This window comes from Maribacter forsetii DSM 18668, from assembly GCF_000744105.1.
In the GTDB taxonomy this organism is placed as follows: Bacteria; Bacteroidota; Bacteroidia; order Flavobacteriales; family Flavobacteriaceae; genus Maribacter; species Maribacter forsetii.
On the sequence record NZ_JQLH01000001.1, the window covers coordinates 560,880 to 574,490 of the forward strand.

Below are 13,611 nucleotides of genomic sequence, written 5' to 3' on the forward strand. Positions count from 1 at the left end.
TGTTAAAATGACAAATTGGTTTTAATGTTGGCAGTGCTTTTTTTTTCGCTTTTATCTGGTTAAGTTAGGAGGAGTATGATACACCAAAATAGAGTTTTAAAGCAAGAAATAACTACTGAAAAATTAAAAGAATATTTCCCGAACGGAGCGTTAAAAACATACGCCAAAGGATATGCTATCAGTTATATTCATAAAAAAGTAAGAACGTTTAGATGGCTTATAGAAGGTAGTGTCAACTATTACATTTCACTTGATAATCCTGAAAGTGATATTCTAGTTTGTCAAAACTCAGAACCTTTTTCTACTATTGGTTTAAACGGATTCAATACACCCAAAAGATTTACCTATAAAGCTACGGTTGCATCACCAAAAGCATCTTTTTTTGAAATTCCATTTCACGAGCTAGACACGTATTTAAAAAAAGGACATCAGAATATTTTATTGAAAAATATTGGTTCAAAATTGTACCGTGTATTGCATACTGCCCTAACGAAGCAAACCGAATTATTGAGTCCCGTAAGGTTTCAGCCTTTTGTTGAAGACCGACAGTTTTTTGTCTCTCCCGTTTCTGAGCAAGAAGAGATTGTTTCTTTAATGCGACGATCACCATTTCTAGATTATTTTGAAGAGAAAAATTTAATGGCTTTAGCGGCATTGGCAGAACGTAGGGAATATGAGCCAGATGAAGTTTTATATGTTCAAGACGGTTCTAGTAATGGGCTGTTTATTCTCATTCACGGAGAAGTTACCATTAAGCGAATAGAGAATACAATTGAAATTAAGCAGCGATCTATTAAGAACTCAGGATTTGTATTTGGATGGTCATGCCTATTGAAGGAGAAAGATATTTGCTCTGCTATTACAAACACGAAGACCTCTGCTTATTTTATTCCTGAAGGAGATTTAATGAAATTGTTTCAAATTGATGATGCTTTCGAAGGTCAATTTTATCAGCGATTATTGTGGCTTATGGGCAATCAGCTAAATGCTGCTTTTGTACGTTATGTTGGCTTGTTGGGCAAGCACAATCTGCAGGCCGTGTATCAATTGATAAAGAATAATAAATCGCGACTATTATTATCATCACCATTGCACCAAGTGCCACATCTATTAAAAAGTAATACCACCAAGCAGTTTGCCTATGATGCCTTAACAGGTTTGGTTAAAAATGGTACTGCACTAGAACGCCATATTGCCTCATTAAGTTTAGAACTGCTGGGTGAAGATCAAAAAGAGCATGAGTTTATAAGTGGTTTACAGCAGATTTATGAGAATGTAGCAGAAAAGAACAGTAAAGATGCTGAGCAAAATAGAAAGGTTTGCGCTGAGTTGACCATGAAGGTGTTTAAAAACGTACCCTATATTATTGAAGGATGGGATAATTTGCCTAATGATACCGGTAATATTTTTATTTATAACCACTTAATCAATGACCCACATTATACACTAAATAATAATTTTCAGATTACCCTAGATTCTCATTTTCTAAGTGCCATGGTTTTGTATAAAAAATACGAGGAACCTGGTATTAGAACAGTTAGAATAGGGCAGGGACAAGAATATGGTCATCAGAATTACTACGACAACCTTGGTTATATAAATGTGTATACCAAAGAATCTGATGAAACTTCTAATAATAGAAAAGAAGAGGCAAGAAGTATATTTTACAGTGAAGCATCTAAACATTTAAAACAGAAATACAATTTAATTATAAGCCCTGAAGGCACCTCTTACAGAACAGACGAATCTCCCGGTCCTTTTAAAATGGGCGCTTTTAAATTGGCATTGCACACTGAGCCAGAGCCGTATATAATACCTGTAGTCATGGTAAATTTTGACCATAGAATTGGTAAATCTTTATACTACTGTGCCATTAAGGAACCATTTTTACTGAGTGAAAAAGTACCTTCTAAAAGCAATGAAGATTTATATGCTTTTATGGAGCAATACCAAGCGGAATATCAAGGCTATGTACAAGAAGCGATCGAAAGAGCTGAACAGTTGAACGTATCTAGTTCGGGTGCGGACAATTTGGAGGAGCCACCTGCTATTTGGTGCAATGAAATAAAACGACTTAAAAGACGAGTTGCTAAATTACCGACCCAAGAGAATCTGATAGCTTTCTACGGAAGTTCTTCGGTACGTTTATGGGTAAATATGAAGCGAGACCTTAGTCCATTCAATGTGGTGAATCTTGGTTTTGGAGGATCTACATTCGCTTGGTGTATTCATTATTTTGATGAGATATTTACAGAAGCTAATCCGTCTAAAATAGTACTGTATGCAGGAGAGAATGATTTAAATAGCGGTAAAACTCCGCAAGAGGTACTTTCTGGTTGTATGGAATTAGTAGGATTGATTCAAGATAAATATCCTGATGTAGAATTGGCATTGATCAGTCTTAAACCTAGTGTAGAGCGTGAAGCTTTAATTCCGTTAATTATGGAAACTAATTTAATGCTGTCCAAGTATTTTATTACTGAACTAAATGCACAATACATCAATGTATTCGCGCAAATGATTACTACCGATAATAGACCGATACCGGAATTATACCTTTCTGACGGATTGCATTTAAACAAACAAGGCTATGCACTGTGGAGTACTGCAATTAAGAAAGCACTACAAGCAGCGGATAGCCTTGAGCTTGAAAATCAATTATAGATTAATTATTCGTCTTGTCCACCTTTGCGTTGTGGTGATCTTGGTGTTGGCCATTCTCCTTTTTCACCAGATCTAGGGTTAATACCTAACACTGCTTTTTCACGTGATGTTTTCTCTGGATCTTCACAAGCCATATACGTAAGAATAGCCGTTAGAATAGCATTGTTACGTACGTCGTCGAATACTATCTTGTCATACGTATCTAGATTGGTGTGCCATGTGTAATTCCAATAATCCCAACTAAGAGAGCTTAAAGAAAAAGCAGGTGCACCAGCAGCAACAAAAGAAGCGTAGTCAGAACCACCACGACCAGGTGAACCCGGGAAGGTAGTTTCTATTTCATTTTTATACGTTTCTGGTACGGCTTCTAACCAACGCCCTAAATAGTCATAGGCATGTAGAAAACCTTGTCCCGATAAACGAACAACACGACCGGTACCATTATCTTGATTGAAAACAGCTTGTACGCCAGCTACAATTTCCGGGTGGTCTTCAACAAATGAACGAGAACCGTTTAAACCTTGTTCTTCACTACCCCAATGTCCAATCAATATCGTTCTTTTTGGATTCGGATATACTTTTTTAAGAATTCGAGCAGCTTCTAACATGGTAATTGTGCCAGTACCGTTATCAGTTGCTCCCGTTCCACCATCCCAAGAATCGAAATGGGCAGAAAGAATTACATATTCCTCTGGGAATTCAGTGCCAGGTATGGTGGCTATGGTATTGAATGTTGGTACCACGCCTAGGTCTTTAGATTCGGCTACTATTTTAATCTTAGTATCGGCACCATGTTCAACCATTCTGTACAGCATTCCATAATCCTCTAAAGAAATATCCACTGCAGGAATTTTATCAGTACCTGCACTAAATATTTTGTTAGCGCCAAAACCTTCAGACCATCTGGATTGTGCAATACCAACTGCGCCTGCTTTTTCAAATGCAGCATTGATATTTCTACTCGTGTAGCCTGTATTGTTAATATTCTGTCTCCATATTTTTTCGATAGAATCGCGCTCCGTTTTCATTTTCTCGAAGGATGCTTTTGTTGCGTATTCTTCCCAGTTTTCATCTGGTCTACCTGTAGGTTGTAGCATGCTCACCATAACTATTTTTCCTTTCACATTAGGAAGCCATTTTACAAAAGATAAGGAGTCTTTGAAACTAGGTAATGTAATTAAAGATGCGGTAACACCTTTAGCGCTTGTGCCTGGGTTCCATGCCAATTGTGTGGCATGAAGCGAAGCTACACGTGGCGATACCAAATCTACGTGCGTGATGCCTCTCTGCCAACCTTTCCAAGTTCCCCATTGTTGGTTTTCGGCAGCAATACCCCATTTTTTATAGGTATTTATTGCCCAGTCATGTGCGGTTTTCATTTCTGGTGTTCCAACCAAACGTGGTCCGTTGAGGTCCATTAATTCGTAAGCTAATTGCTCTAATTGCGAGTTTTCAACGCCTTCTTTTTCAATGGCATTGACAATGTCTTCTGTAGTTTGCGAAATTGCGATGGTAGTGCATAGAAAGTATGCACAAATGAGTAGTCCTTTTTTCATGTTCAAGATAGTTTGTTAGTTGAACTAAGGTACTAATTTAAGGGTAGAAGATTGCTGTTAAAATTTGTCTGATTTTTGAAGGAAGAGAGGTAAGCTTTCCTTAATTAAATACGACCATCCTGCCTCGCCGCTTTCTCTTTTAAATTCCGGAATATGTGTTGGAAAATCTTTTGTGATTTCGCTTGTGACCGTAAGAAGTGTTTGATGCTCCTTCTCATATAGCTTAAATGTAGAGATGCTTTCTCCTGGGTATTCATTGAAGGTCCAAGTGTAACTTATTCTAGATTTTGGAATAGCGGTCGTTACAATCCAATTATGAGTGAAGTTTCGACCATCATTCGTAATTAAAAAGCTAGTTTTAAAAGACATCTCTGGCTTAAAATCAGGAATAGCATTAAAATACCATTGCCGCATATCATCCACATTGGTCAATGCTTTCCATACCTGCTCAATTGATGCATTTAGAAGTTGTTCTATATGTATGGATTGATGGTCTCTCATAAAATGTTATTTAAGCTTATCGTCCAAAGCCAAAATAGTTTGCAATAGTACATTAGCACCATTTGCCATGTCAACCGCTGAAGTAAATTCTTTTGGAGAATGACTTATTCCGTTTTTACTCGGTACGAATATCATTCCGGTGGGTGCAATAAGTGCCATGTCTTGGGCATCATGACCCGCGCCACTTGGCATTGATTTGTAACTCAATTCAAGAGATTGAACACTTTTTTTAATTTCAGATTGTATGGTTGAATCCATGATGGCTGGGTCTGCTGTGGTATCTAATTTTTTAAAGGAAATTTCCACTCCCGATTCAGTACTAATTTCTTCTGCTCTTTTTTCGATAGCAGTATATACCTTTTCAATAACCTCAGAAGATAAATCTCTAATTTCAAGACTCGTAACTACATGACCTGGAATTACATTAGGTGCTCCTGGTTCTGACTTTATTCTACCAACAGTTGCAACTTGTGAACCATCAAAACTTGTGGCAACTTCATTGACTGCTATAATGAATTTTGAGGCTGCTAATAATGCATCTTTTCTGGCATTCATTGGTGTTGTACCTGCATGATTGGCAAAACCGTTGAATTCAACATCCCACCATTTTAACCCCACAATACCTTTTACGATACCAATCTCTAAATTTTCTTTTTCAAGAGTACCACCTTGTTCAATGTGTAGTTCTATAAAGGCAGCAACGTCTCCTTTTTTACGAGCCACTTCTGCAAGCCTAGTGGTGTCTCCACCTAATCTCATCATACCTTCGCCAATGGTGTACCCTGTTGAATTTATAACCCCAAAAGCACTTTTGTTCAAATGCCCGGCGATTGCTCTGCTACCTACAACACCACCTTCTTCATTAGAAAATATGATAATTTCTAAAGGATGTTTGGTTTTGACCTTATTTTCATCAAGCACTTTAAGAACTTCCAAAGAAGCCATACTGCCAACACAGCCATCATAATTACCACCATGCGGAACACGGTCTATATGTGAACCAAATGAAATAGGTTTCATATTTGGTTTTGTCCCTTTTCGTATCCCAATTACGTTGCCAGCAAAATCGATATGGGTTTGAATGCCCATAGCTTTTAATTGCTCAATAACCCATTGCTGGGCAGCAACATCGGCATCACTAAAAGCAACACGTTCGGTTTCGCCATTTTCTTGAATGCCAAACTGAGCAAGATCTAGAATACGCTTTTCTAATCGGTCTTGATTCACCGAGATTTGAGCAATACCTAATAAAGGACTAATAATTAAAAGTAAAGTAAATATATTCTTATATTTTTTCATGATCCTTTATGGTAAAGCGTTTATATCTCTCTATCAATATTTCAAAAATGGTGTATACCATTGAGATGTAGTATACACCTAATAATTTATGTATTAGAATTTTGATTAGTTATCCTATCCATTCTATTTTTCTGTGCGATCCATCGCAAAATGGTTTGTTTTCTGAAACTCCGCAACGGCAAAAACCCGTAGTTCCTTCTTTTGTGACAATTTCGCCCGATGCTAATTGAATTTTTAGATTCCCTTTTATCTTTAGCGGTCCGTTATTAGCAACGATAATATCTGTAGTGCATTGGTCTTTGTTTTCTTCCATAGTTTTTTAATGTATTATAATGATTTATAAGAAGTGAAATAACACCCTTTATTTGAAAAGTACAAGTTATCACAATTTTAAATTGAAATTTGAGGTTGTATATTTATTGCTGAATAAAACTGATTTTAAGCTAAAATCAAGGTCAATAAATAGATGAAAAAAGAATTAAATATAGCGGATTGGAATAGGGCAGGTCATTTCAAATTTTTTTCACAGTTCAGTGAGCCTTTTCATGGGGTAACCGTAAAAGTAAATTGTTCTAAAGCTTATGATTATGCAAAACAATCTGGTAACTCATTTTTCTTGGTTTATTTACATAGAACATTAAAGGCGGCTAATGCCATAACTCCATTTAAATACCGAATTGAAGATGGTAAGGTGTTCGAGTATGATCATGTGCATGCATCCCCAACCATTGGTAGAGATAATGGTACATTCGGTTTTTCTTATATTGAATATAAGGAGTCGTTCAATGAATTTAGAGACGCTGCCAATAAGGTAATCGAAGAGGTGAAAAAATCAACAGGATTAGAATTGCCAGAATGCGGTATTAACGTATTACATTGCTCTAGCATGCCGTGGCTCGATTTTACTTCGGTTTCTCATGCACGACATTTTGAATTTGCAGATAGCTGCCCCAAGATTTCATTTGGTAAAATGACGGGTGAGGGTGAACATAGGTCTATGCCAATATCAATACATGTGCACCATGCGTTGATGGATGGGTATGAAGTTGGTTTGTTCGTTGCCGAATTTCAACGATTAATGTCTATCGCCGGTGATGTTTAGATTTAAATAGCATGTTAGTAAATTAGATGTGAGGTTTTACTGGTTCATTTGTTGAGTTTTTAAAGCTTAAAATAAACTCGGTACCCTTATTAATTTCACTCTTACAAATGATTTCTCCACCGTTCATTTCTACAAAATCTTTTGTTATCATTAAACCGAATCCGGTTCCTTTTTCACCAATTGTTCCTTTTCTAACGGTAGGACCGCTATTATTTTCCGTACTGTTTTGCCAGTCGGTATTCATACCTAATCCAAAATCTTTTACTCTAATTTCTACTATAGTTGGGGTGCATTGAGATGATAGAATTATTCTTTTACCATTTTCACTGAATTTAATGGCATTTGATAATAGGTTTCGTAAAATAACCTTTAACATGTTCGGATCAATGAATATACTTTGGCACAGAATCTCTTGTTCTACAGTAATATTTTTATCTTTTACTGCCCACTCAAATTCTTTGATTACCGTATTGAATATATCATTTAAATCGCATTGCTCTTTATTGACCTTAACTCCTTCCATTTGTTTATATGACCAATCTAACAAAGTATTTACCATAGATACTCTATCGTTTACATCGCTTTTCAATTTTGCGGTAATTTGTTTTAAAGGGGTGTCAACCAGTTCGTTTTCTATTAATCCAATTAATACACTAACATTATTTAAAGGTCCTCTGACATCATGCGTTAGTAGCGAGAAGATTTTGTTTTTTAGTTCGTTAACTGTTTCCAGTTCCTTGTTTTGAAACTCAAGTTCATTTTTTGCCAGCTGTAATTGTTTGGTCTGGCGATCAACTTCATATGCTAGTCTATTGTTGGCATCAAGCTGTATTCTTTTATTATCATCTTCAATTGATTTAAACTTAAACCCGATCAAAATGGAGAAAAGAAGTATCTGTAAGGTTATAAGAGTTGATGTTATCAATAATATATTGTCTGTTTTGATATTAAAAAAATAACCTAACAACCAAGTTCCTATATATAAAATAGAGGCTAAAAGATAAGGCGTGTAGGAATAGAGATAATATTTATTGAATTTTTCTGCATGAAATAATTTAATTCCAGAAATGATATTTAAGACCATGGTGGTTAAAGAAGTAATTGCGGCTATTAATTCTAATATTTTACTGAAAGAATTGTTCCCAATAAGAATTAAATAAAGAACGTGTATTATAGGTAATGTAATGGTAATGTACATTAGTATTTTATAAGCTTTGTGTAATTGAGGTTTGTTGTTCTCAGTTATATTGAGGTAATTTTTAGTAAAGATTAAAAACCCGAAAGTAGTTATCATAGCTGTGATCAACGAAGTGTTCTGAATCAGCTGAGAAAAGTTATCATCTGCATCGAATAATAATATGTAAAGTGTGAAATGCGCGGTTAAACCAACTAATATAATGCAGTAATACAGTATAACTTTGAATCTAAGAACCAGAAAAAGTAATAGGTGATAAATAGCGAAAAAACCGAATATTGCCGTAAAAATAAAAGTTTCTAGATATTTATAATCGATAATATTCATAATTACAAACGGTATATTAATTGATTTTCAAGCAGTCATTAAGATGACTTTTTTCAATACTAGACCATAACTATGTCATGGATAAATCAGATTATAGATTAATATAATTGAAACGGGATATGTAAGAGCCTAATTTTCTGTTTTTAAGATAGAAAAAAAAGTCCATTTAACTAGATATGGGAATAATAGATTGTTTAAAATTTTTAAAAGTTCTATTTGTGATATGATGAAAATGTATTTTAGATGATATTCAACTTTACATTTTACAGATTATATTTATACTATGGCAAACTTAGAAGAGCAACTTAAAAACCCCGTTTGGTATTCATTAAGTGAAACACATAAAAAGTTTGTGGTTGAATTTGAAGGAGTGCAATTTTATGATCAAGAGGTATGCACTTTTGGGTCTTTTTTCGATGAATCTAAAACCGAAAAAGCTTCTAGTCAATATATAAAAACGACAGATAGTTTCTTCTTCGTTTCAGAGAATCAGACTCCGTTAATAGATGAAACTAAAATTGCTTTAGAGAAGAAAATTGATGGTTGCCAAATGGTATTAAATCAACTGCCACAAGTTTCAATAACAGAAAATATTGTCTTACTGACCGATGAGCATATTGATGAAGTGTATAACTTAATCTGGTTAGTAATGCCTGGTTATTATCGTAGAAGGACTTTTGAAATGGGTAATTATTACGGAATTTTTAAAGACGGGAAATTAGTTTCAATAACTGGTCAGCGAATGCAAACGAATCTTTTTATAGAAGTAAGTGCGGTTGTAACACATCCAGATTATACCAGAAAAGGATTAGCAAAACAACTTATCGCTCATACTACAAAAGAGATTTTAAAAGTAAATAAAACACCTATTCTACATACCAATAAAGGAAACCTGGCTATACCTCTTTATCAGAAATTAGGATACAAATTAACCAGAGATATGAATTGGTGGACGTATCGTAGAATTGATTAATCCCACTTTTTACGTTTAATATTTTTGGTTTTATTCTACATTCTATTATGATTCAATAATTTAATTCCTATATATTTCATTTTAAATAATTTTTAAATACCTGTATATAAGCATTATAAAAGTTTATAAACGACTGTAAACGATAACAAACGATAGTAAGTGTTTACATACCGATTAAACTTTCAATGCTGTTCTAGTTTTGCAGTGTCGAGTCAAAAGGGCTTGATTGTATGAACTGTTAAACCATAAAAATTAGTAAGATGAACGCATTAAAAAACAAAGTACAGTTGATTGGAAATTTAGGGCAAGACCCAGAAATCGTAAACTTAGAAGGTGGTACTAAATTGGCAAAGTTTTCTATAGCCACAACCGATAGTTACAAAAACGCGAAAGGTGAAAAAGTAGATGATACCCAGTGGCATAATATTGTAGCCTGGGGGAAAACAGCTGAGATTGTAGAGAATTATTTAACCAAAGGAAAACAAGTTGCCGTGGAAGGTAAACTTACCCATCGTTCCTATGAAACAAAAGAAGGTGAGAAAAGATACATCACAGAAGTTAGATGTAATGAATTGTTGATGTTGGCGAAGTAGATGAAATCTTCACGAGGAAGTACGACGAAGTAATCTGTAAGTTGGGCAAACGAATTTTACAGATTGCTTCGTGCCTCATAAAAATCTAATCCTGTGAAAAGACCTGCTAAAGACATTTTCAAACACTATTTTTGCAAAACATGACTGCAACAGAAAAAGACTTAATTCCATTATTAAAAAAGCATTTTGGTTACGATTCATTTAAGCCAAATCAATTATCAATAATTGAAGATGCACTTAGTAAAAAAGATGTGTTGGCGATTATGCCAACTGGTGGTGGGAAGTCTCTTTGTTATCAGCTGACGGCATTAGCTTTAGAGGGAACTGCAATTGTGATTTCTCCGCTAATAGCCTTAATGAAGGATCAAGTAGATGTGCTGAAGGCTAACGGAATTGCGGCTGAGTATTATAACAGTTCTCAATCAGTAGAAACACAACAAGAAATTCTTGGGAAACTGGAAAGAGGGGAATTAAAATTATTTTATGTAGCTCCAGAAAGTTTGGGCTTTTTTAATAACATTCTTGGGAATCTAAAAATAAGTCTATTTGCGGTTGATGAAGCGCATTGTATTTCCTCATGGGGTCATGATTTTAGACCTGCATATACTCAGTTGGGTGGATTAAAAAGAAGGTTTCCGAATATTCCAGTAATGGCTCTTACGGCTACTGCCGATAAAACTACTCAAGATGATATTGCAGAGCAATTGCAAATTGGTAACGCCGAACGTCACTTGGCTTCTTTTAATAGACCTAATTTATATTTGGATGTAAAACCTGCTCAAGATAGAATTAAGCATATTCTCGATTTCTTGGATGACAGACCTAACGAAAGCGGAATCATCTATTGCCTTAGTCGAAAAAGTACGGAGTCTATTGCGGAGAAATTGCGCAATGCGGGTTTTAATGCAAAGGCATATCATGCGGGTATGTCTTCAGATGAACGTTCTACTGTTCAAGAGGAATTCATTACCGACAAGGTACCTATTATAGCCGCAACCATTGCTTTTGGTATGGGTATCGATAAAAGTAATGTGCGTTGGGTCATTCATTATAACCTGCCAAAGAACATAGAAGGGTATTACCAAGAAATTGGTCGTGGCGGTCGTGACGGATTACCAGCTCACGCCTTATTATTTTACAGTTTTGCCGATGTCGCTCAGTTACGTAGGTTTATTACACAAAGTGAAAATGCAGATGTTGAATATGCTAAGTTAGAGCGTATGCAGCAATTTGCAGAGGCATTAAGTTGTCGTAGAATCGCTCTACTAAATTATTTTGGAGAACAGGTAACAGAAGGTTGTGGCAATTGTGATATCTGTAATGCTCCACCTGCTTATTTTGACGCTACACTGTTGGCGCAAAAAGTTTGCTCTGGTGTTGCTCGTTTAAAAGAACGCGAACCCATGGGTATGGTTATCGATGTTTTAAGAGGTGCACAGAATGCTCAAGTTCTAGAAAAAGGCTACCAGAATATTAAAACATATGGTGCTGTAAAAGATGTCTCTTGGTTAGACCTGCAACAATATGTTATTCAGTTATTGAACCAAGGGGTACTAGATATTAATTTTAGGGAAGGAGCAAGACTCGGGTTAACTGATCAGGCGAAAGAGATTTTGTTTTCAGGTAAAAAAGTTCAGTTAGCAGTATTGCAAAAGGAAACAGAAAAGACAAAGGCTGTTGCAAAATCACGAACCAAGAAAACTAATCTATTCGAAAAGCTTCGTTTACTTAGACAACAAATTGCAACAGAACAGAATGTACCTGCTTATGTTGTTTTTGGCGATGCAAGTTTAAAAGATATGGAGGCTAAACTCCCAAAAAATAGGGGAGAGTTTATGCAAGTCTCTGGAGTAGGTCAGGCGAAATTAGAAAAGTATGCAGATGTGTTTATTGCTGAAATAACTAAAAATGCTCCAGCTAAGAAATCAAAAAAAGCAACTCACGATCAGACTTTTGAATTGTTCAGTCAAGGGTTAACCGTTTCTGAAATAGCTACGTCAAGAAATTTGTCCGAGAATACGATATACGGACATTTAATGAAAAAGCACGCTGAAGGTGAAGACCTCGATTTAAATCAGTTTGTAGACGCAAAGGAAATAGCAGAAATAGAAAAAGCAAAATCCGAACTAACAGAAGCTACAGGTCTAAAAGACTATTTTGAATTCTTTGAGGAGAAAATGCCGTATTGGAAAATTAAGTTTGCTTTGTATATGTTAGATATATAATATGCTTAATTAAGTGTTTTTATAAAGATGAGTTACCTATCTAAATAAAGAAAACCTTGAAGATTTAAATTTTCTTTGCCTAATTCAATTTGATAGAAATAAATGCCTTCGGCTAATCCTGTTTTTCTGTTAATTGCTTGGATGTTGGAACTTACTTCACCATTAAATTCATTTGTATAGTTTTCTTGTTCAAAAACCTTAACTCCATTTCTGTCGAAAATTAACATTCGATTATAATCATAATCACTAAGTTCTGGTATTAATAAGAAATCATTTATACCATCACCGTTTGGCGTCACTAAATAATGATACCCTTTGTGGGAAACAGGAGATTTATCCTCTAGAACGCCAAAGGTCAGGGCACTGTATAGATTGGGTATAAATGTCATTGAAGTAATAAATCCTTCTTCTAGATTTCCGGTAATATCAATAGCACCTAAATTTGTCCACTCTCTCAATTCTTTGTCGAAGCCTACTACGGTTACAGAATCAATATCAGTAATCATACTGTGTAGTGCACTTCTGTCGTTCCACCCTATAGTTACCTCTGTAGGTGATTCTCCTTCTAAGACCCAATATTCTAAATCACTAATTCTGGATAATTTAGAGTCTTTTGATATTATATTGTTATAGTCTGAAGTAGCATCTTTAAAGAGATATGCACTTTTAAAATTTGATAGTGTCACTACGGTACTTATACCAAGAGGTCTTAAATACGTTTCATCACCTATTGGGAATATAAAGCTTTGAACATCTGAAATTGCTGCGAATCCGTCTACTTTTGAAAAATCAGATTCTCCATTATAAAATGAGGTAGCCCTAAAATTCAAATACGAGTTGTGGCTATATTTTTCGGTTATAAAATTACCGAATATGAGATTGGTATTATTACTGACCTCGATAGTTCGTTGAAGAAAAATGCCTTTATCATTGTTTATTTCTAAATCATAAAAATTAGGTTGAATAGAACCAGAAATAGAGTTTTGAACATCACCATAAAAACCTGCTAGTCCGACAGTGTTATTAAAGGTCCCATCATTAACAAGAGAGGAGAAAAAACCTAATTTGCCAGATTCATGTATTTTTAGGTCACCAAAATTTCTAATATTTTGAGCTTGTATCGTTGGTACATATGTAATGCTAAGAATTATAATAAATATAAATTGTTTATTCATT

At 35.1% G+C, this 13,611-nt stretch carries 11 protein-coding genes; 5 read left to right on the plus strand and 6 right to left on the minus strand.

The annotated features are described in order from the left end of the window. Positions 1-75: 75 nt before the first annotated feature. Positions 76-2,664: a cyclic nucleotide-binding domain-containing protein gene (locus P177_RS02375; protein WP_036151447.1), complete on the plus strand. Its 2,589-nt coding sequence runs from the start codon at positions 76-78 to the stop codon at positions 2,662-2,664. 5 nt (positions 2,665-2,669) lie between these two features. Here P177_RS02375 and P177_RS02380 read toward each other — a convergent pair whose 3' ends face one another. The 4 genes from P177_RS02380 to P177_RS02395 form a co-directional block, all read right to left on the minus strand. Then, the gene (locus tag P177_RS02380) at positions 2,670-4,220 is read right to left on the minus strand and encodes a M20/M25/M40 family metallo-hydrolase (protein ID WP_036151449.1); all 1,551 of its coding nucleotides are present in this window, start codon (positions 4,218-4,220) and stop codon (positions 2,670-2,672) included. Positions 4,221-4,277: 57 nt separating this feature from the next. Beyond that, positions 4,278-4,721, minus strand: coding sequence for an SRPBCC family protein (locus tag P177_RS02385; protein ID WP_036151451.1), 444 nt, complete (start codon positions 4,719-4,721; stop codon positions 4,278-4,280). Between the two features lie 6 nt (positions 4,722-4,727). Further along, positions 4,728-6,020 carry a Zn-dependent hydrolase gene (locus tag P177_RS02390; protein ID WP_036151453.1) on the minus strand — a complete coding sequence of 431 codons (1,293 nt, stop codon included), beginning with the start codon at positions 6,018-6,020 and terminating at the stop codon, positions 4,728-4,730. 109 nt (positions 6,021-6,129) lie between these two features. Then, entirely contained in the window at positions 6,130-6,333 is a 204-nt protein-coding gene (locus P177_RS02395; RefSeq protein WP_051941682.1) for a CDGSH iron-sulfur domain-containing protein, read from the minus strand. A gap of 153 nt (positions 6,334-6,486) precedes the next feature. On the opposite strand from P177_RS02395, the gene P177_RS02400 reads away from it, so the two are divergent. Then, a complete protein-coding gene (locus P177_RS02400) occupies positions 6,487-7,122 on the plus strand; it encodes a chloramphenicol acetyltransferase (RefSeq protein ID WP_036151455.1) in 636 nt (211 codons plus the stop codon). Positions 7,123-7,144: 22 nt separating this feature from the next. On the opposite strand, the gene P177_RS02405 is transcribed toward P177_RS02400, so the two are convergent. Then, positions 7,145-8,644 (minus strand): sensor histidine kinase, encoded by a 1,500-nt coding sequence (locus P177_RS02405; protein ID WP_036151457.1) that lies wholly within the window; start codon positions 8,642-8,644, stop codon positions 7,145-7,147. A gap of 283 nt (positions 8,645-8,927) precedes the next feature. Here P177_RS02405 and P177_RS02410 point away from each other — a divergent pair, with 283 nt between their 5' ends. The 3 genes from P177_RS02410 to recQ all read left to right on the plus strand — a co-directional run bounded on the left by P177_RS02410 (position 8,928) and on the right by recQ (position 12,435). Beyond that, on the plus strand, positions 8,928-9,617 hold the full coding sequence (locus P177_RS02410) for a GNAT family N-acetyltransferase (protein ID WP_036151459.1): 690 nt from the start codon (positions 8,928-8,930) through the stop codon (positions 9,615-9,617). A 260-nt stretch (positions 9,618-9,877) separates the two neighbouring features. Next, positions 9,878-10,210 (plus strand): single-stranded DNA-binding protein, encoded by a 333-nt coding sequence (locus P177_RS02415; RefSeq protein ID WP_036151462.1) that lies wholly within the window; start codon positions 9,878-9,880, stop codon positions 10,208-10,210. Positions 10,211-10,350: 140 nt separating this feature from the next. Further along, positions 10,351-12,435: a DNA helicase RecQ gene (recQ, locus tag P177_RS02420; RefSeq protein ID WP_036151463.1), complete on the plus strand. Its 2,085-nt coding sequence runs from the start codon at positions 10,351-10,353 to the stop codon at positions 12,433-12,435. Between the two features lie 32 nt (positions 12,436-12,467). Here recQ and P177_RS02425 read toward each other — a convergent pair whose 3' ends face one another. Next, positions 12,468-13,610: a gliding motility-associated C-terminal domain-containing protein gene (locus tag P177_RS02425; RefSeq protein WP_036151464.1), complete on the minus strand. Its 1,143-nt coding sequence runs from the start codon at positions 13,608-13,610 to the stop codon at positions 12,468-12,470. Position 13,611: the final 1 nt, after the last annotated feature.